The sequence below is a fragment of the Aquirufa aurantiipilula genome (assembly GCF_019923745.1).
GTDB classification, from domain to species: domain Bacteria; phylum Bacteroidota; class Bacteroidia; order Cytophagales; family Spirosomataceae; genus Aquirufa; species Aquirufa aurantiipilula.
This window is the reverse complement of the sequence record NZ_JAANOG010000008.1, coordinates 17,181-37,120: the sequence shown is the minus strand read 5'-3', so window position 1 is coordinate 37,120 and position 19,940 is coordinate 17,181. Positions and strand designations below refer to the sequence as shown.

At 37.9% G+C, this 19,940-nt stretch carries 15 protein-coding genes; 7 read left to right on the top strand and 8 right to left on the bottom strand.

Going from position 1 to position 19,940, the window contains the following annotated elements; translation table 11 throughout:
* Nucleotides 1-16: 16 nt before the first annotated feature.
* The 4 genes from G9H60_RS09860 to G9H60_RS09845 all read right to left on the bottom strand — a co-directional run bounded on the left by G9H60_RS09860 (nt 17) and on the right by G9H60_RS09845 (nt 6,862).
* Nucleotides 17-3,223 carry a SusC/RagA family TonB-linked outer membrane protein gene (locus tag G9H60_RS09860; RefSeq protein WP_223143895.1) on the bottom strand — a complete coding sequence of 1,069 codons (3,207 nt, stop codon included), beginning with the start codon at nt 3,221-3,223 and terminating at the stop codon, nt 17-19.
* Between the two features lie 206 nt (nt 3,224-3,429).
* The gene (locus G9H60_RS09855; protein ID WP_223143894.1) at nt 3,430-4,743 is read right to left on the bottom strand and encodes a gluconate:H+ symporter; all 1,314 of its coding nucleotides are present in this window, start codon (nt 4,741-4,743) and stop codon (nt 3,430-3,432) included.
* A 167-nt stretch (nt 4,744-4,910) separates the two neighbouring features.
* Nucleotides 4,911-5,777 (bottom strand): sugar phosphate nucleotidyltransferase, encoded by an 867-nt coding sequence (locus G9H60_RS09850; RefSeq protein WP_223143893.1) that lies wholly within the window; start codon nt 5,775-5,777, stop codon nt 4,911-4,913.
* Between the two features lie 8 nt (nt 5,778-5,785).
* On the bottom strand, nt 5,786-6,862 hold the full coding sequence (locus G9H60_RS09845; RefSeq protein ID WP_223143892.1) for a GHMP family kinase ATP-binding protein: 1,077 nt from the start codon (nt 6,860-6,862) through the stop codon (nt 5,786-5,788).
* Between the two features lie 78 nt (nt 6,863-6,940).
* On the opposite strand from G9H60_RS09845, the gene G9H60_RS09840 reads away from it, so the two are divergent.
* Nucleotides 6,941-8,026 (top strand): DUF5009 domain-containing protein, encoded by a 1,086-nt coding sequence (locus G9H60_RS09840; RefSeq protein ID WP_223143891.1) that lies wholly within the window; start codon nt 6,941-6,943, stop codon nt 8,024-8,026.
* Nucleotides 8,027-8,123: 97 nt separating this feature from the next.
* Here the strand turns inward: G9H60_RS09840 and G9H60_RS09835 are convergent, their stop codons facing one another.
* From G9H60_RS09835 to G9H60_RS09825, 3 genes are all read right to left on the bottom strand, one after another.
* A complete protein-coding gene (locus G9H60_RS09835) occupies nt 8,124-8,516 on the bottom strand; it encodes a group III truncated hemoglobin (RefSeq protein ID WP_223143890.1) in 393 nt (130 codons plus the stop codon).
* Nucleotides 8,509-9,825 (bottom strand): vanadium-dependent haloperoxidase, encoded by a 1,317-nt coding sequence (locus G9H60_RS09830; protein ID WP_223143889.1) that lies wholly within the window; start codon nt 9,823-9,825, stop codon nt 8,509-8,511. Before G9H60_RS09830 ends, G9H60_RS09835 begins: the two co-directional genes overlap by 8 nt.
* Nucleotides 9,826-9,890: 65 nt before the next feature.
* Nucleotides 9,891-11,099: an NAD(P)/FAD-dependent oxidoreductase gene (locus tag G9H60_RS09825; protein WP_223143888.1), complete on the bottom strand. Its 1,209-nt coding sequence runs from the start codon at nt 11,097-11,099 to the stop codon at nt 9,891-9,893.
* A gap of 86 nt (nt 11,100-11,185) precedes the next feature.
* On the opposite strand from G9H60_RS09825, the gene G9H60_RS09820 reads away from it, so the two are divergent.
* Genes G9H60_RS09820 through G9H60_RS09810 form a run of 3 tightly spaced genes read left to right on the top strand, consistent with a single transcriptional unit; the run spans nt 11,186 to nt 13,502 of the window.
* Nucleotides 11,186-11,947, top strand: coding sequence for an alpha/beta fold hydrolase (locus tag G9H60_RS09820; protein ID WP_223143887.1), 762 nt, complete (start codon nt 11,186-11,188; stop codon nt 11,945-11,947).
* Nucleotides 11,923-12,618 (top strand): hypothetical protein, encoded by a 696-nt coding sequence (locus G9H60_RS09815; protein WP_223143886.1) that lies wholly within the window; start codon nt 11,923-11,925, stop codon nt 12,616-12,618. The genes G9H60_RS09820 and G9H60_RS09815 overlap by 25 nt, the downstream gene beginning before the upstream one ends.
* Before the next feature lie 2 nt (nt 12,619-12,620).
* A complete protein-coding gene (locus G9H60_RS09810; RefSeq protein ID WP_223143885.1) occupies nt 12,621-13,502 on the top strand; it encodes an NAD kinase in 882 nt (293 codons plus the stop codon).
* Between the two features lie 83 nt (nt 13,503-13,585).
* Here G9H60_RS09810 and mutS read toward each other — a convergent pair whose 3' ends face one another.
* On the bottom strand, nt 13,586-16,231 hold the full coding sequence (mutS, locus tag G9H60_RS09805; protein ID WP_223143884.1) for a DNA mismatch repair protein MutS: 2,646 nt from the start codon (nt 16,229-16,231) through the stop codon (nt 13,586-13,588).
* Between the two features lie 297 nt (nt 16,232-16,528).
* On the opposite strand from mutS, the gene G9H60_RS09800 reads away from it, so the two are divergent.
* The 3 genes from G9H60_RS09800 to pgeF are packed head-to-tail and all read left to right on the top strand — an operon-like array spanning nt 16,529 to nt 19,660.
* Entirely contained in the window at nt 16,529-18,283 is a 1,755-nt protein-coding gene (locus tag G9H60_RS09800; protein ID WP_223143883.1) for a GMC family oxidoreductase, read from the top strand.
* A complete protein-coding gene (locus G9H60_RS09795; RefSeq protein ID WP_223143882.1) occupies nt 18,283-18,921 on the top strand; it encodes a gluconate 2-dehydrogenase subunit 3 family protein in 639 nt (212 codons plus the stop codon). Before G9H60_RS09800 ends, G9H60_RS09795 begins: the two co-directional genes overlap by 1 nt.
* Complete coding sequence (gene pgeF, locus G9H60_RS09790) at nt 18,914-19,660, top strand: peptidoglycan editing factor PgeF (RefSeq protein ID WP_223143881.1); 747 nt, start codon at nt 18,914-18,916, stop codon at nt 19,658-19,660. Before G9H60_RS09795 ends, pgeF begins: the two co-directional genes overlap by 8 nt.
* Nucleotides 19,661-19,940: the final 280 nt, after the last annotated feature.

The window sequence follows — 19,940 nt, the reverse complement described above, 5'->3', positions numbered from 1 at the left end:
TCAAATTTTAGGATAATTAGAATAATAATTTGATGTTAAATCCAATCGAACGAGTTGTTGGATATGCACCCGATTGATTTCCTTGAATATTACCTGCAGAAAGATTTTCTTCAGGATCTGCGTAAGGAACATATTTCTGGATGATCCATAAGTTTCTTCCGAAAATAGACAAATCAACACCTTTAACACCTCCTAATTTACGTACAACTGAACTTGGTAAAGAGTAAACAATGTTTGCTTCTCTTAATTTGATGTAACTAGCATCGTAAACGAATGCAGCTGCAGGGTTTTGTGCGTAACCAAAAGTACCATAATCATTCTCTACACGAGTTGTATTAGGAGTACCATCAGCTTTAACACCTGGCATAATCACACCACCACCTTCAGCAATTGGTGAACGAGATGGATTTCCTTTGTCGTTGATAACAACTGACTCAGGATAAACACCTGTTGCTTGACCGTAGTATTGATCCAAAGAGAATACACTACCACCACGCTTCATATCAATTAAGAAATTCAATGTTACATTCTTATACTTGAATGAGTTATTGATACCACCGATCCAATCTGGATTCACATTACCAATGTTGTTGGTTGTAGTTGATGTTACATCATATCGTCCATTGGCTTTTACCAATTTTTCACCATTTAAAGTCTTCCAAGTTTTACCTTGTAAGATACCATAAGGCTGACCGACCGTAGCATTTAAACTAACACCACCTTGGAAAGTAGCCAATTGTAAGTTCTTGCTGTCGTTATATAAGCTTAATACTAAACTGCTGTTCTTGGTCCAGTTTACATTTACGTTCCAAGAGAAATCAGCTGTTTTGATTGGGCTAGCATATAAGCTAACTTCAAAACCTTTGTTTTCGATATTACCTGCGTTTACGAATGTACTAGAGAAACCTGTTGCAGAAGAAACCGATGCAGGTAAGATTTGGTCTAATGTATTCGTGTGGTAATAAGTAAAGTCAAAGCCTAAACGATTTTGCAAGAATGCCATTTCCAAACCAATCTCTTTACTTTGAGTTTGCTCTGGTTTCAAGAAAGGATTATTCTGAGTTGAAGGAGCAGAGAACAAGATAGTTGAACCAAATGGATCTGGTTTGTCATATACGTTTCTGATAGATCCCCAAGGAGCATCATTACCTACTGTTGCATAGTTCATTCTCAATTTACCTGAAGTCAACCAAGGAAGATCTTCAATGTGGTGAGAGAATAACCAACTAGCTGAACCAGCATAGTATAAATAAGCGTTGTTAGCTACTGGCAAAGTAGAAGACTTATCCTGACGGATAGTTCCATCTAACGTTAAGAAATCTTTGTAAGTCAAAGTCAAACCTCCGAATACACCAAATACCTCACGTGGGTTGTAGTTTTCACCTGGAGCAGATACTGTACCTCTAGAGTTAGCGATAGAATATAAACCTGGTACGATCAAACCACCGTTAGTAGATGCTGAGATAGAACGGATATACGATTTACGTAAGTTCAAACCAGCTAATGCTTTTAAGTTTAAGCCAGTTAAAATTTCCTTATCAAAGTTACCCATCAAATCGTAGTTAAGCTCTTGGAAAGTACGATCGAAACGGCTGTATGAAGGAACACCTTGGCTACCTACTGCAATACGCTCCTCTTGGAATTCATTGTAAGTATCTACAGTTACACGACCCATGAAATTCAAGAAGTCAGCTGCTTTGTAGTTTACCATCGCGTTTCCGAAAAGACGAGAACGAGTATCGTTCTGGTAGTTTTGGTAACGAGTCCAGTAGTAGTTATCTGTGTAAATTGGCTTCAAACCAGCTGCTGATGAAGGATCAGACCAGTTCCAAGTTACGTTTTGTTGATTTCTGAAATAAGCTTCTTTTTGCTCTAAGATATCCACGTTAGTTTGATACCATTGACGGAAGTTTTGGTTTACGTTCAAACCACTATATCCAGAACCATAACGACCTTTTCCTTCAATAACTGAGAAGTTAGCTGCAGCAGATGCTGTAACTTTCTTAGAGATATTGTAAGAACCAGCCAAGTTCATGATATTTTTAGTCACGTTTGAGTTTGGTAAAGTACCACGCTCATCATTACGTGTATAACCTAATTTGAAAGTACCTTGATCGGTAGCTCCATCTAATTGAACGTTTACGTTATTAGAAATAGCAGTCTCATAAAATTTAGCTGGCGTATTAGTTGCAGCTACATAAGGCTTAGCTTTCAAATAGTTTGGACCTGCTGGATCAAATGAATCCCATTGGTAAACCATTAAAGAAGGGTTGAATTTAGTACCATATGAAGCATCTTCCGCTGTATTGATAACTAAATCTTTAGTACCATCACCGTTAGCATCAAAATACAAGAAACCATCTTTTTGATATGGATCTGAATAACCAGCACCATATTGGTTTTGGTAAGTAGCAAAAGTAGATTTGTCGATAGTACCTACTGTTAAACCAGCATTAACTGTCAAACCTAAACCTTTCTTCGCTTTCTTAGAAGTAATCATGATAACACCATTCGATGCACGAGAACCGTAAAGAGCTGTTGCAGCTGCACCTTTCAATACCGTCATAGACTCGATATCATCTGGGTTAATATCTGCTGCCGCGTTACCGTAGTCATAACCACCACGACCAGTTTGTTGGTTACCTGTGTTTTTGTTAGTATTATCTACCGGCACACCATCCACAACAAATAAAGCCTGGTTGTTACCAGTCAAGGACTTATTACCACGAATAACCACGTTGGTTGAACCACCAATCGCATTACCTTGGATAATTTGAAGACCTGCTACTTTACCTGACAAAGCAGAAAATGCATTACCTGATCTAACACGTGTTAATTCATCTCCTTTAACCTGCTGAGCAGCATAAGGTAATGAGTTTTTGGTACGAGTTAAACCTAAGGCTGTTACTACTACTTCGCTCAATTCCGCTGCATCCGTTACTAACACAACATTAATCGTGCTTTGACTTCCAACAGTAATTGTTTGAGGCTTGTAACCAACAAAGGAGAACTGAAGAGCCGCTCCATTGTCAACACTGATTTTGTAAGAACCATCAGCCGTGGTAGTAACACCACGTGAGGTACCTTTAAGGCTAACACTAACGCCTGGTAGCGCTGTGCCATCCTCTGAAGCAGTTACTTTACCGGTAACCACCCTTGATTGGGCTAGCAACGAACTGCACGCAGTCGTTACTAGTGCCATCACTAGTAAGAGTTTTTTCATGTTGATTAGTTTATTTAATGAAAAAATAATTTGAAAACTTTGGCAAATTATAAATTTTCCAATAGATACCAAAGAAAATTGCGCATAAACAGAAGTTTGCAAGCGAAAAAGCCCCTAAAAGCGCAATACAGCAAAATTTGATTTTGAATTTTTCCGGGAGAAATAAAATCTACTCTATTTTTTATTAAAAAATTGCAAATTCCCCATTAAATAAATTGATTTAAAACGAGTACCCCGATTAGACCTACTATAGAGACGATACTTTCCATGAGCGACCACGAGCGAATCGTCTCTTTTACTGAGAGGTTAAAGTATTCTTTAAATAACCAGAAGCCCGTATCATTGACATGGGAAAACATCAGGCTTCCTGCGCCAATACTCAATACCATTAAGTTAGGATTTACTAATCCTGTAGATACAATCGGGTAAATCATGCCAGCTGCCGTTAAGCCTGCAATCGTGGCTGAACCCACGCATACGCGAATAATAGCTGCCATTAGCCATCCCAATACCAAAGGAGGAAAAGGTAATGTTTGCAGGTATCCTGCTATTTCTTTACTAACCCCTGATACCAATAATACCTCTTTCAATGAACCTGCACCAGCAATAATTAATAATATCATGGCCACGTCTTTTACCGCATCAGTATATATGACCATGATTTCTTCCATTTTTTTACCTAATCTCAAACCCAAGGTATATGTCGCAACGCAAATGGCAATCAACATGACCATGGACGGATCAGCAATTAAATGAATTAATGGTGTCAATGCCGAACTTTTATCAATTTTCAAATCCGCCAATGTAGTTACTACCAAAAGAAAAACAGGAAATAAAGCTGTTATGAAACTAGAAGTTCGGCTGGGTAATTGAGATTCAGGGATGGGTTCTCCTTGAAAAGCTTTCAATGACCGAATGGGTAAATGAGTTAAGGTTTTGGAAAATATAGGTCCTGCACATATGATGGCAGGTATAGAAACAATGATTCCATAAAATAAAGTAGTCCCCATATTGGCATCAAATTGAGCAACCAAAGCTGCGGGGGAAGGATGTGGTGGCAGAAATCCATGAGCAACCGATAAGGAAGCCATCATAGGTATGCCGGTAACTAAAGGATGTAATTTAAATTGATGAACCAAGGCAAATATTAAAGGTATCATCAACACAAAACCAACATTGTAAAATAAAGGTATACCAATAATAAAACCGGTAAGCATCAAACCCCAAGCCATGTTTTTTTGACCAAAAGCTTGAATTAAACTACCTGAAATTTGTTGAGCTGCTCCGCTACTGGCGACTAGTTTTCCTAACATGGCTCCCAATACAATGATGGTCACCAATGAACCTAGGGTATCTCCGATACCTTTTTGTACTGACTTAGCTAATTCTCCAAGTGGAAGTCCTAGCAAATAACCTGTCGTTAAACTAATGATTAAAAATGCGATGAACGCATTGACCTTTTGATAGGTAATCAAGAAAACTAAAAGGCAAATACATAAAACGACAATAGCGATAGTCATAAAGTTCTATTATGGAGTGATTAAATGGAGTACGGAAATTATTAGCAAAAGCTTATTTTTTCTTTAAAATACTCCATTTAATTCCAAATATATAGAATGGATCCTACATTTCAGCATTCTTCATTGATATGCCAAAAAATCCATTGGAAATAAACCTTAAAATTGGATTAGAAATCGCCGTAGGTATCTTCCAAATATTTCTGCATTACTAAGATGTCTTCTTTGGAAGTCAAATCAGGTACATTTTCTGCCAAAGGAATAGCAAAAAAACCTTGGCCTTCACCCTCTCCGAAAAGTGCTACTGAAGTTGGTAATTCCTTTTCGTTTCTAAGCGGATGGAAAGGCGTTTTGGCCAAATAAGGTAAAAAAGTAGATGCTTCAAATACAAAAATATTCATGCTGACACCTAGTCGACCCTGCTGTGTCATCAGTTCTTCTGCCTGCTGTGCAGTAGGCTTCTCTATAATCTCCAACAAAAACCCTTCAGCATCAGTACGTATAAGAGCAAAGGCTGAAATTCTTTCTGCTGGATACAATAAACTATCCCGATGATAGGAAATTAAGGCTTGAGCATGATCTGTAGACCAAAGTGTTTTCAAGGCATTTACCGAATAAAGATTATCAGAATTACATACAATCACTCGCCCACTTTGCCAATCTGCATGTTGCATCAATGCTTGATAAACCGCATCTGCAGTTCCAGCGGGTTTTTCACGGTCAGCAGGTATTTGTTGACGGGCAAACACTATGGTCAATCCCCAACATGCGTAACGAGACATTAAGTCTTCGCAATATTGTTGAGTTACTTGATCCGTAGGATGCAACAAAAGCATCACTTCCTCAATCCCTGCCAAATGTGCATTATATAATTGATAATCAATTAATGTCTTCCCATTCTTCCCTACCTGAATCATTCCTTTGGTTACTGAATTGGCTTGTGCGACCAAATTAGGATCTAAATCACTACCCTCCGACAAGGCTTTCTTCATTCGAGAAGCCATTCCACCTGCTAAAATCAATAATCTCTTTTTCATGTCTAGTATTAATAAAACAAACTTTCTTTTTCCACTTTAGTACCTTCGTCTACCCGTATGATGTAGGCCTTTCCTCCTTCTTTTTCTATCGCTTCTACTACTTTCTCGGGGTGAACAGGGGCATATGCAAACATACAACCTCCTCCACCAGAGCCATTAATTTTAGCTCCTAATGCCCCAGCTTCCAGAGAAGCCTGTATCATTCGATCAATTTTTGATGTTGATATTTTCTTATGCTCTCTAAGGTTTACCTGGTGACGGTTCAACAAGTCGCCCAATTTTTCGTCACTCCACTCCGTTTTACCTTCAAACATTAATTTTGCTTCCAATAAAATATCGCGATCGGAGATATTGGCTTTCAACAATACCCATTCAGCCTCAGTCAAGATAGGCTGATAGCTTAAACAATCATCTAACGTTGCTTTTTCTAATTCAAAATCCGGGTTTACTTGTTGAATTTTCTCCAATCCACTCAACATTCCAAACTTCACATGGGCTAAAATCTTTAAAGTATCTTTAGCTTCCAAAGAATCTCCCAAAACAAAAGTTCCTAAATCTCGGGCATAGGTTTCAATGGCTATTTTGGGTTTACTTTCCAAAAAAATCACATTACCTACTGCAGTAGAATATTGATCCATCATTCCACCTGGTTCCGTAAATTCCAAAACTTCTGCTTCATAGGTTATTTCTCCTATTTCTTTTTGGGTTGCAGGTATTTGGTACATTTCACACAAGAACTTGACCCAAGAAACAATCAGGGCAGAAGAACTGGAAGTACCTGAATTGATAGGAATGTTTCCTCTAACTTCAATTTCTAGACCCTTAGCTAGGGAGTGACCTTTACGGTGCAATACATTGCATACACTTTTGAAATAATCACGCTCTTTGGTATATGTTAAAGGAAAATCCAATTCAAATTCCTCGACAGCATCCATGTCTGGTAAGGAAAAACGAACAGTTTTATCTGCTCGAAATTGGCCCTTCATTTGTATTCTTTTCGAAATTGCTGCTGCAATAACAGGTAATCCTAAATAATCTTGATGTTCGCCAAACAAGCAAATCCGGCCGGGAGTAGAAACAATCATGCTAAATTTTAATGTATAACAAAAGTACAAATTAGATTTAAAAAAATACCTTACCTTTGAAACACTTAAATACTATCGATGATTACGAAGCGCATCCCATCCGTCGATTATTTTAGAGGCTTTATCCTCTTTCTTCTTGCTGCGGAAAGTACTGATTTGTACCACAATCTGGACAAACTTTTCCCTGACAATTTCATCATTACTCAATTTTTCCATGTTAAATGGCAAGGATTACATTTCTGGGATTTAATTCAACCCGGGTTTATGATGATTGCAGGCGCTGCCTTATATTTTTCTACATATAAACGATTGGATAATGGAGATACCTATTTAACACTTTGGCCAAAAGTATTAAAACGCTCTTTATTATTATTTTTATTTGGAACTGGTCTGCATTGCTTGGGCAAAGAAAAATTGGTTTTTGAATTATGGAATGTACTTACCCAGCTCTCAGTTACCACCATTATTGCCTTTTTTCTATTACGATTTTCTATCCCTCTTCAAATAGCGGCTTCTTTACTGTTATTATTGCTTTCTCATAGTTTATACGTCTTTAGTGATATCCCTGGTTATAATGAACCTTATACACCAGATAAGAATTTTGGATCGTACATGGATATGTTACTCATGGGCAAATTAAGTGGGGGACATTGGATTGCGATTAACTGCATACCTACAGCTGCACATACCATATGGGGAGCTTTGATTGGTCGAATCATCCATCGAAGCACATCACACCAAATAGTTATCCGCACGTTGCTAGGTTTGGGAATTTTAGGAATCTTAGTTGGCTATGGCCTTGATTTTGCTGGTATTCCAATTATCAAAAGAACTGCAACTCTTTCTTTTACCTTAGCTTCGGGTGGTTGGATTTCTTTGATGATGGCAGCTTTTTATCTGAATTGGGAACGAAGCAAAGCCATTTTACCTGCTCCAGATTATATTTTATCATTCGGAAAGAATTCCATTTTTATCTATTTATTTTTTGAATCCGTAGGTCCTCAATGGCTCAACAAAGCCTCTTTTGTTTTTGTAGGAGGATTTTTAGAGAAAGTTTATATCACAGAAAATATTGCTGAATTGGTGAATTCCCTCGTTGTATTGGGAATCATTGGCTGGATTGCTGTTTGGCTTGATAAGCACAAAATTTATATTTCTTTGTGAACAACGTTGTCAAGGTTTAAAACCTTGCCAACGTTGTTTTATGCCTCAAAATAAGCGAAAAAAACCAATTATACTCTTCAATTAATCGATAATCACTTTATTTATCCAGCTTATTCATATAATCAAACTTATAGGCCCAAGTTTGGGCAATATTGAAAGCTTTGGTTTTTGCTTCCTCCGCTTTGGGGCCTTCAAATAAAGCATCGATGGTTTGGGTAAATAGAGCTATCCAATGCTCAAAGTGGGCTTTTGTCAAAGGTACAATTTGGTTCACCAATAAATGTGGTTGCATGGGTGCACCTTTGTAAGAATGGCCATCCAATAAAAGCATTTCCCAAAAGTCATACATTTTAGGCAAATGATGATCCCAGTCTACGTGCATGACGTCTAGAAAAATATGACCTACCAAGTCGTCTGATGTCATACTTTTATAAAAAGCATTGACAAATATCTTGATATCTTCTTTTGTATTTATATCACTTTTACTCATGTGTCTTAATACTTTGAATCAACCAAGACCCTACTTTTTGTCCTTGTTTTGCCCCTTCATCCAATGCTGGCCAAAAGTGAATCCCTCCATAAAGTCGACTAATGGAAGCCTCATCTGATGCCTGAGTAAATGAAGTGAATTTTCTTGGTGGTAAACCATAAGGAATTTCGGTGGAATCATTGAAAGCAACATTATCTCCGTAAAGTTCCGTCAAAACAACAGCAGCTGACCGAGAGATCGTGCTATGACCAGAAGTGTATTCTGGGAATGGTGGCGTTTGTAAAACAGGCATCCATGTTTTATCGATTGAAGCATTAATTACTGTTTCTGGACGAATTCGAATGGAACGATATTTTTCATCCCAGCAAGAAATAAAACCATCAAAAATAGCAATTGAAGTTAAGGCAAAAGCCTCCGCAGTTTGTATATAGTTCTTTTTTAATTGTCTTGAAACTTGGCCGGCAATCCCCAACCAGTGTCCACCAGGAGACATCTTTTTAGTCGCAAACATGGCATGGCCAGTAATGTTCATTTTGAACGGATTACAATCCCAAAAATTGGCAATATCACGTTGTTCATTCGTTAGATTTTTTACCGTTTCATAAGCCTGCATGACCTCCTTGTGATAGGGGCTTCCTTTTGTTAAATCAAATTTACTTGGTTCAGGAGCTCTGAATTGAGAAGATGAATCCAATACCGCTGGTCTAATTTTCGTCCAATATGGCTCAACTGCATCGATATAAGCAGGTGGCGTCGGTGTCCATGTTCCAGGTAAATTTGTTACAGTGAATCGAAACCCTCTTGTTTGCTTATAATTATCTTTTGAAGCATATTTCATGATGGATTCTGCTACGGAATCTCCAAATGCAATAGACCTCTCATATACATCATCCGGTATACCAATTTTCTTATAATCTGCTTCAAGTTTTTTATCAAACTCTTCATAAAGTTCTTGAGCAAAAGTTAATTTTTTCCCAACGGCCAAATAGGCTCTTACAGAAGCTAAAGGAAAGCAATATTCCTCTCCTGCTTTCGGTTGAGCTACTTTTTCAAATCCATTCAATTGACCGACCAAAGACTTATACCCTTTATTCCCATGGACAGCAGCCTCATATCCAGCAATACTAGCATACATGTAAATTCTTGAAGAAACGGGTGGGGCAAAAATATCGTGGATGATACTTTCTGTCAGCATAACCTCTGAACGAATCAAAAATTCAGGATTAGCGGCTTCTTCTTGGTAATTGGGATTGTCCGATTTACAAGCAGCAAACCATAAGGCAACAAATAAAATGATATATCTCTTCATGGGTTTAATTTTTCGAAAGACAAATATACCAATACTTACAATTAGAATGGAAACATTGACCAAAATCAGCTAATAGCTGCCTCAGCTGCCATACGACCTGAAGCAAATGCAGCTTGCAAGGATGGATATTGAGTATAATCTCCTGTAAGAATAATTCCTTTTTTATGTGCTTTTTGCTTGATAAACTTCCAAAAGCCCTGCTTGGAAAGAGATTCAGGAATGGAATATGCTTTCAAAAATTTCCAATTCAGTTTTTCTTGGCCTACATACTGCTTTAGTTCTTGCAGTACTTCCTTTTCAGTCATATTGGTTTTTAGCGTAGTGACAGAAATCAATTCTTTTCCTGCAGGTGCTATATTAGGATTAACCTTACTTAGACAAGCATAGTGCAAAATATTCGATTCTTCTGACTTGGGAACCAAATGCAGTAGTTTACCATCATTAGGAAAAGTATCGGCTGAAAAATAGAATGTTTTACTCTGCAAAATAGCCCCTTTAGCCAAAGGAATATCCAATAAATCGGCTGCAGCCGTGGGATTGGCTGCCAAAATGATTTTTGAACAAGCTATTTCCTCTCCATTTTTCAAAACCACTTTCCCTTCTTGCAAACTTTCCACCTCAATGCTTAACCGAACCGATTCTGCTGGCAAAGCGCTCAATAATTGATCAGAAATAGCACCCATCCCAGCTTTGGGAATAGCCGCCCTTCCCTCCAAAAATTGTTTTAAATAAAACACAAACAAAGAGGCTGGTTGAGACAAAGTATCATCAAGGAATATGCCATAAAAAAATGGCTTTAAGAACCCATCTCGGAAGATGGGAGAAAAATGAAGTGAATGGATATACTCCATGGCACTTAATGGACTCTTAGATAAGGGTTTAGCATCCAATTGTATTTTCAACCAAAGTCTGGCTAGTTTAACTAAATCAGGAATTGTAATAATCCCATCAGCAACTGCCCTTAATAAAGAAAATGTGTCATGCCAAGGACTGAAAAATGGATGCCAAGCATTTTCTTTCCATAAATATGCACCAGAATCAAAATAAGATAAATCCAAATCGGGCAATCGTAAACTTTGTTGAACTTCAGGATAAGATGTTTGTAAAACTTGAAAACCATGATCTAAGGTAAAACCTTGAAAATGTTCACTTTGTACCCTACCCCCAACATGAGCTTGTTTTTCCAATAAGACAAAAGGAATTCCTGCCTCATGTAACACATTGGCTGCTTGGAGGCCTGCAATACCTGCTCCGATTATGACGATTGGTTTCATGATAAATTTATATTTAAACAAACTCTTTGAACTTACAAAAGTTTAAAGTCTTTTTTATTACTTTGCATATTAAATGATTCCCTGGAATGAATTACAAAATTAAGGAGGAAAACGGTTATCACTATATCGACGAGGGTAAAGGGGAAATATTATTGATGTTACATGGGCTTTTTGGCGCTTTAAGTAACTGGGAAGGTGTCATTTCCTACTTCAAATCTAATTACCGCATCATTATACCGCTTATGCCCATTCACGACATGCCCATTAAAGAGGCTGGTTGTGAAGGCTTAACCGTTTTTATTGAAGATTTTGTAGCCTTCAAAGAACTAGATAAATTTAGCTTAATTGGAAATTCATTGGGTGGTCATGTGGCATTAATTTACACACTTAGACATCCAGAAAAAGTACAGCGACTCATCTTAACGGGTTCCTCAGGACTATTTGAAAATTCCATGGGTGGATCATATCCAAAGCGTGGGAATTACGAATACATCAAAGAAAGAGTAGAATATACTTTTTATGACCCAAAAACCGCCAGCAAAGAATTGGTTGATGAGGTTTTTGAAATCACCAATAGTATTCCGAAAGTAATGCGCATTATTGCCATTGCTAAATCAGCTCAAAGAAACAATATGGCCAAAGATATTGTCCGTATTAACACCCCTACCCTTTTAATTTGGGGATTAAATGACACCATTACGCCTCCGCAAGTTGGACATGAATTCAATCAATTAATTCAAGGCTCAGAACTTCAGTTTATTGATAAATGTTGTCATGCCCCCATGATGGAAAGACCTGATGAATTTAATGCCATTTTAGATAAATGGCTACAAAAAACGAAAGTTTAGCTATGCTAGTCTTATCCTATTTATCCTTTGACTATCCCACGCTTTCTTTGCAAGATAGCCTTCCAAAGGCTTTAAAAGCAATGGAATCACATAAAGTTCCCGCACTAAGTGTTTTGGATGGAAAAAAATGGGTAGGTACTATCAGCGCTGTTCAAATTTCACAGCAATTATCCCAGGCCTCCAAATTAAAAGATATTCAATCAGAATTTCAAAAGGACAAATTGGAATTAGAAGAGGATATTTTAGCTAGCCTTCCGCTTTTTGAAAGTACAGGATTTAATGTTCTTCCTGTTATAAATGAAGAAGGAAATTGGATGGGATATATCCATCAAGATGTCATTACGAACATGTTTATCCAATCTGGATTTACAGGAAAAAATGGAGGAATTTTACGTATTCCATTTCATGTTCAGCGAGATTCCATGAGTGTCATTTTACGAATCATTGAAGAAAACAAAGGTCTTATGGTACGAAGTTTTTTTCATCGCTCAGAAAAAAATCCTCAAGCTTTACCTGAATGGGTCATTCAAGTTCAAACAGATCAATTTTCTAATTTGGTTAAAAGTTTGGAACGACATGATATTGGCATTGAAAAAGCATTTGCGTTTGGACAACAAGAAGATATAGATCAAATGCGATTTGATCTACTTTTAAAATACTTAAACCCCTAGTTTTGAGTCTACGAATCGCCATTCACGGAAAACCATTTACAGGTGATACCAAAAGCCTGATGGAGGACTTATGGGCAGATATTCTATCAAAAAACTGTCAAATTACCTTATCCGAAATTTTTAAATCGCATTTAATAGAGCATGGTTTTGATGTAAACTCAATCCCAGCTTATTCTTCCACGGAAGGCCCAAATCAAGTGGACATGGCTTGGAGTATTGGAGGAGATGGGACTCTATTGGAAACCTTAACGCATATCGGCAGTAAAATGATACCTATTTTAGGTATCAATACGGGTAGATTGGGCTTTTTAGCAACCATTTCTCCTCAAGAAGTTTCTCAAGCTTTGGATTTTTTAATTGATGGAAATTACCGAGTGGAAGAACGAGGCTTAGTTGAGGTAAAAACGGAAGTAGACTTATTTGAAAATAAATCATTTGGTCTAAATGAAGTAGGTATTATGAAAACTGATACCTCTTCTATGATTGTTATTAAAGCTTATGTGGACGGCAATTACCTGAACTCCTATTGGGCAGATGGTCTTATCGTATCCACTGCCACGGGCTCCACTGGTTATTCCTTATCTGTGGGTGGTCCATTAGTGATGCCAACCTCAGACATCTTCATCATTGCGCCAATGAGTCCTCACAACCTTAATGTGCGTCCTTTAGTCGTTTCTAGTGATACCCATTTACGCTTTGAGGTTAGTAGTCGGAGTCAAAACTTCTTAATTTCCATTGATTCCCGCTCTAAAGTGGTGGATAGCCAATTTAGTATTGAAGTTCAAAAAGCCCCGTTCCCTGCCAGATTAATCAAAATCCCCGGTGATGACTTCTTACAAACCCTTAGAAACAAATTGAATTGGGGATTAGATGCGAGAAACTAAATTGGAAATTATGAATGGCGAATTGTGAATGAAGAGTGTAGAATGTAGAAAGGAAGCCCCATTTATACTTTATAATTCATCATTTACAATTTATTACTTATCATCTTCTTCAATTCATTCAGCTTCAATAGAGCTTCAATCGGTGAAAGTGAATTAACATCCAATTTTTCTAATTGATCATTAACTTCTTTTAATCCAGCTGGAATTTCAGCCCCAAAAAGACTTAATTGATAATTGACTTTAGGCATGTCTTTGAGTTTTTGATCATGATCTTCTTTGATATGATCCTTTTCCAAATGCCTCAAAATTTCATGTGCACGAAGTACTAAAGGGGTAGGCATTCCGGCCATTTGAGCCACATGAATACCAAAACTATGGGCAGATCCCCCAGGCAATAGCTTTCTCAAAAAGATGATTTTATTTCCCATTTCTTTCACTGATACATGGAAGTTCTTAATACGTGGAAAATCATCCGCTAATTGATTCAGCTCATGGTAGTGAGTGGCAAAAAGCGTTTTTGCTAGACTTTTAGGGTGATTATGTAAATGCTCGGCTATAGCCCATGCCATGGAAACCCCATCATAAGTAGACGTCCCTCTGCCTATTTCATCCAATAATACGAGCGATTTATTGGATAAATTATTCAAAATAGCTGCAGTCTCCGTCATCTCGACCATGAAAGTAGATTCTCCTTTAGAAAGATTATCCGATGCCCCCACGCGAGTAAATACTTTATCTACCAAACCGATAGTTGCAGCCTTGGCGGGAACAAAAGATCCCATTTGGGCCATTAACACAATCAATGCTGTCTGACGAAGTAAGGCTGATTTACCCGCCATGTTGGGCCCAGTAATCATGATGATTTGTTGGGATTCATTATCCAAATAAACATCATTTGGCACATAAGCTTCCCCTACTGGTAACTGTTGTTCAATGACTGGGTGACGCCCTTCCTTGATATCAATTGCATCGGAATCCTGCAATTCAGGCTGTACATAATGATTTTTTTGAGCAATAGTGGCAAAACTCTGCAACACATCCAAAGTTGCCACGCACTGGGCATTCACTTGAATGAGCTCCAAATATTCCATCGCTTCCCGAATCAGTTCTTGAAAAATCCCATATTCAATCTGAGATATACGATCCTCTGCTGTTAGGATTTTTTCTTCATATACCTTTAGCTCATCTGTAATGTACCTTTCGGCATTCACTAAAGTTTGCTTCCGGATCCACTCGGGAGGTACTCGGTCTTTGTGCGAATTGGTTACTTCCAAATAGTAGCCAAATACCTTATTATAAGCTACTTTCAAAGAGGAAATTCCGGTTCTCTCTATTTCTCTTTTTTGTAAGTCTTGTAAATATTCTTTTCCATTGGATGAAAGTAAATGTAGTTCATCCAATTCTGCTTGATACCCTGTTTTTACAATTCCTCCTTGATGAGCCAACATAGGTGCATCATCTCGAAGAGCTAATTCTATTTTTTCCACCAATGTGGTACAGGGATTTAAGCAATCTGCCCACTTTTTTAAACTGCCTTGGCTATTATCCCACAGTAATTCCTTGATTAATGGAATTTGCTGTAATGCCTTTTTCAACTGAACTAGTTCCCTTGGATTAATTCTACTCGCAGCAACTTTGGATATCAAACGTTCCAAATCACCTATGGGCTTTAAATAACTAACTAGCAAATCCAATAAATCTTGATTTTGAACTAATTCCGCAACACCCAACTGACGATCTTGAATTTCATTCAACTGTTTCAGAGGAAGAACCATCCATTTTCGAAGCAAGCGAGCCCCCATAGCGGTAAGCGTTTGATCCATCAATGAAATTAGGGGAACTCCACCTTCTTGAGAAGGATGTATTAATTCCAAATTCCGAATGGTGAATCGGTCTAGCCAAACATATTTATCTTCTTCAATGCGTTGAATGGAAGAAATATGAGCCACTTGTTTGTGCTCTGTTTCTGCTAAATAATGTAAAATTACCCCTGCTGCAATTATCCCCAAAGGCATTTCTTCTATACCAAATCCCTTTAAATTTTGTGTTTTAAAATGCTGGGTTAATAGTGGATAAGTAAATTCGTGGCTAAAGATCCACTCTTCCAAACTGAATGAATGAAACTGATCGCCAAAAGATTCTAAAAACTGATTTCTGAACTTTTTGGGGTATAGAATTTCAGCCGGTAAAAAACTTTGAATTAACTTTTGTATATAGGCCAAAGGGCCTTGGGAGCACATATATTCACCGGTAGAAATATCCAATAAAGCCAATCCATACAAGTTTTGAGTGGTGGACGGAAAGGCAATGGAAGCCACATAATTATTTCTTTTGTTGTCTAAAACTTGATCATTAAAAGAAACACCAGGAGTCACTAATTCTGTTACCCCTCGTTTAACAATCCCTTTAGCTTCAGCAGGATTTTCCAATTGATCACAAATAGCTACACGCTGTCCAGCCCGAACCAATTTGGGTAAGTAAACATCCAAGGAATGGTGGGGAAAACCAGCCAGGTGGTCATCAGCATTTCCATTGTTTCTTCGTGTTAAAACAATGCCTAATATTTTGGATGCTTTCACCGCATCTTCCCCAAATGTTTCATAAAAGTCCCCTACCCTAAAAAGCAAAATTGCCCCAGGATATTTGGCTTTAATCTGATTAAATTGTCGGGAAAGTGGAGTTTCTCCTTTTTTCAAAGGTTCTTGTCCATCTGCTGCTTTTCTGGCCAAACTAGTATTGATATAAAGGTTGTAAAAATAAGAATTTTGGCCGAATTATTACACCAAAGTGCCGGATTTTGACCATTTTTAAAATGAGCGATAAACGGAATAAAAAATACGAATAAATTGACGAGGCTTATTACTAAGGAAGAGAAAAAATGGTTCATTCCCTTTAAATAAACGAACATTCATTCCATTTTAAAAAAGCATATAGATAATCCTGGATTAGCTATTTTTCAGGATAAGAAAATTAGAAATTGAAAAATTATTTCCCTATTTTGCCAAATAATTTCGAAACCCATAACTATGATTAATTCTTCCATATACATCAAATCTCAACAAGAGGTTTTTGATGTGGTGATTGTTGGCTCAGGTGCTGGTGGTGGTATGGCTGCCCATATGCTAACCAAAGCAGGAGCTAAAGTCTGTTTATTAGAGGCCGGTCAACCTTATGACCCCGCTGATCCAAAAAATATTACCCAATTAAAATGGCCATATGAATCGCCTCGTCGTGGTGCAAATACCACCCGTCCTTTTGGTGATTTTGATGCAGCTTATGGTGGTTGGGATATTGAAGGTGAACCTTATACCCGTAAAGAAGGAACCAAATTTGATTGGTTCAGATCTCGTATGGTGGGTGGTAGAACCAACCACTGGGGCCGTATTTCTTTGCGTTTTGGACCTGATGATTTTAAAAGAAAAAGTATAGACGGTTTAGGTGACGACTGGCCTATTGGCTATGACGACATGAAGCCATATTACGATAAAGTAGATCGTTTAATTGGTGTATTTGGTACCAATGAAGGACTAAGAAATAACCCAGATGGAATTTTCTTACCTCCTCCTAAGGCTCGTTTGCATGAATTAATGATTAAGAAAGCGAATAAGGCCATCGGAATCCCGACTTACCCATCTCGTCTTTCGATTTTGACTAAGCCAATCAACAATGAGCGTGGCCAATGTTTCTACTGTGCACAATGTTCTCGTGCTTGTCAGGCATATGCCGACTTCTCTTCTTCCTCTGTATTGGTTAAACCCGCAGCAGCAACAGGTAATTTGACATTATTGCCATATGCCATGGCTAGAGAAGTAACAACTGATCCAATATCTGGTTTGGCAACTGGCGTTTCTTATGTACATACTGGTACATTACAAGAATATTCAGTGAAAGGTAAAATTGTTGTTTTGGCAGCTTCAGCTGGTGAGACGGCACGTTTATTATTGAACTCAAAAAGTTCTCGTTTCCCGAATGGTATTGCCAATTCCAGTGGGGTAGTTGGAAAGTACATCAACGACTCAACAGGAGCTTCTCGTTCTGCCATTATTCCTTCCTTATTTGATCGCAAAACATACAATGAAGATGGCGTAGGTGGTTCTCACATTTACTCTCCTTGGTGGGGCGATAACAGTAAATTAGACTTTCCACGTGGTTACCACATCGAATACGGTGGTGGTATGGGTATGCCTAGCTACGGTTTTGGATGGGGAATTGAAGGATTAAATGGACGTGAAAACTTCACTCGTGATGGTTTGAAAAAAGCAGCAGGTGGATATGGAGCGACATTGAAAGAAGATTATCGTCGTTTTTACGGTTCTTATGTCAGCTTTGCTGGTCGTGGAGAACCTGTACCTAGAGAAGATAACTATTGTGAAATTGATCCAAATGTGGTTGACAAATATGGTATTCCAGTTTTACGCTTCAATTACAAATGGAGCGATTACGAAATCAAGCAGGCAAAACACATGCAAGACACCTTTGAGCAAATTATTGATGCCATGGGTGGTAAGGCCATGGGCAAAAAGCCGGGTGCAGATACCAATTACGGCTTAGCAGATCCAGGACGTATTATTCACGAAGTAGGAACAGCGCGTATGGGAAATAATGCGAGCACTTCGGTCGTAAATTCAAATTGCCAGGCACATGATGTGAAGAACTTGTTCTTGGCAGATGCGGCACCATTCGTTTCTCAGGGAGATAAGAATGCTACATGGACTATCCTTGCACTTTCTATGCGTACTTCCGAATATATTATTGATCAACGTAAAAAAGCCAATTTATAATGAAAAGAAGAGATTATTTAAAAAATATCGGCTTAAGTTCATTGGGCTTAGCTGCATTGAATCCACAAGTAAAAGCCATGGAGGCATTAGAAGGCGCACCAGACCCTAAAAAAGTCGCTCCTTTAAAAGTACCTAATGGTAGAACCATGGATGAAGCAGAACGTGATGCCAAATTAATGGCAGAAAAGTTCTTAAATGCTCATGAGTTAGCCACTATCACCATTTTGTCGGATATCATTATCCCTGCAGATGGCAAATCGGGAAGCGCTTCTCAATCGGGTGTCACTAAATTCATTGAGTTTATTGTAAAAGATAAACCAGAATTTAAAACCCCAATGCGAGGTGGTTTGAGATGGTTAGATGGTGAATCAAAGCGTCGTTTTAGTAAATTATTTACGGAAATTACTCCAAAGCAACGTATTGAAATCGTGGAAGACATTGCTTATCCTGAAAAGGTCAAACCTCAGTTTTCTCAAGGAGTGAATTTTTTCACATTGATGAGAAACTTGACAGCAACTGGATTCTATACGTCTAGAATTGGATTAGATGATTTGGCGTATAAAGGAAATACTCCCAACGAATGGAAAGGGGTACCAGATGATGTATTAAAGCAATACGGATTATCTTACGATGATTAAACCATCCGATTTATACCTTAAACCGGACATTTTTAAACATATTCCATCTTTAGTGGCGGGTGTCAGCACCCGCCACGGTGGAAAAAGTCAAGCTCCTTATCATTCACTAAATCTAGGAGTACATACCAACGACCAAGTTGAAACCATTCAGGAAAATATTAATCTTTTATGCCAATCCTTAGGCATAGACGCAAGTCAATTAGCTAGGTCATTTCAAACGCATCAAGATCATATTTGGGAATGCCAACTACCTGATTATGAGAATGGATATGATGCCATTATCAGCACTCAGGTGAATATATTTTCAGCAGTAGGCATTGCAGATTGTTGCCCAATTCTCTTAGTGGACCCCGAACAGAAAATTACGGCAGCAGTTCATGCGGGTTGGAAAGGGTCTATCTTGGGAATTGTACCTAAAACTGCTGATTTATTGATTAGTAAATACCATAGTAAACCAGAGATTTTATTGGCTTATATTGGCCCATGCATCAGTGTTCAACATTTTGAAGTGGGTGATGAAGTAGCTGAAAAATTTCCAGAGTCTTGTAAACAAAAGCTATATAACAAATGGCATGTGGATTTAAAAAAACACCATGCTTTACAATTAAGGAAATCAGGCATTACACAAATTGAAATTGCTCCCTGGTGTACTGTTGAACACAATGAACATTTTTTTTCTCATAGAAAAGAACAGGGATTGACTGGCAGAATGTTAGCTTTTGCCGGATTTCAGTCATAAATTTTAATCAAGTTTTTGGAATCTCAAAACTTGTCAAAAATCAAATTTGTATCTCAATTGGACGCCTAAGCCCATTTCTTATTTAAAATTATCTACAAACTGATAATGTAATCCCCCCGCATTGACAAGCCTTTTGTAATTAGGACATTTTTTTGAAATTGCCTTCGAAATAATTCAATCAACCTAACCCTAATCACAATGAAAAAGTTAAAATTAACCCTGACTGTTTTAGAAAACAGAGATGCTTCTTTCGGAGGATCAAACGAGGTAGCACTTGCTG

Excerpts from the sequence above, each read along its gene's own strand:
- G9H60_RS09860 (WP_223143895.1), bottom strand. The coding sequence starts at position 3,223 with ATGAAAAAACTCTTACTAGTGATGGCACTAGTAACGACTGCGTGCAGT.
- G9H60_RS09855 (WP_223143894.1), bottom strand. The coding sequence starts at position 4,743 with ATGACTATCGCTATTGTCGTTTTATGTATTTGCCTTTTAGTTTTCTTG.
- G9H60_RS09850 (WP_223143893.1), bottom strand. The coding sequence starts at position 5,777 with ATGAAAAAGAGATTATTGATTTTAGCAGGTGGAATGGCTTCTCGAATG.
- G9H60_RS09845 (WP_223143892.1), bottom strand. The coding sequence starts at position 6,862 with ATGATTGTTTCTACTCCCGGCCGGATTTGCTTGTTTGGCGAACATCAA.
- G9H60_RS09840 (WP_223143891.1), top strand. The coding sequence starts at position 6,941 with ATGATTACGAAGCGCATCCCATCCGTCGATTATTTTAGAGGCTTTATC.
- G9H60_RS09835 (WP_223143890.1), bottom strand. The coding sequence starts at position 8,516 with ATGAGTAAAAGTGATATAAATACAAAAGAAGATATCAAGATATTTGTC.
- G9H60_RS09830 (WP_223143889.1), bottom strand. The coding sequence starts at position 9,825 with ATGAAGAGATATATCATTTTATTTGTTGCCTTATGGTTTGCTGCTTGT.
- G9H60_RS09825 (WP_223143888.1), bottom strand. The coding sequence starts at position 11,099 with ATGAAACCAATCGTCATAATCGGAGCAGGTATTGCAGGCCTCCAAGCA.
- G9H60_RS09820 (WP_223143887.1), top strand. The coding sequence starts at position 11,186 with ATGAATTACAAAATTAAGGAGGAAAACGGTTATCACTATATCGACGAG.
- G9H60_RS09815 (WP_223143886.1), top strand. The coding sequence starts at position 11,923 with ATGGCTACAAAAAACGAAAGTTTAGCTATGCTAGTCTTATCCTATTTA.
- G9H60_RS09800 (WP_223143883.1), top strand. The coding sequence starts at position 16,529 with ATGATTAATTCTTCCATATACATCAAATCTCAACAAGAGGTTTTTGAT.
- G9H60_RS09795 (WP_223143882.1), top strand. The coding sequence starts at position 18,283 with ATGAAAAGAAGAGATTATTTAAAAAATATCGGCTTAAGTTCATTGGGC.
- pgeF (WP_223143881.1), top strand. The coding sequence starts at position 18,914 with ATGATTAAACCATCCGATTTATACCTTAAACCGGACATTTTTAAACAT.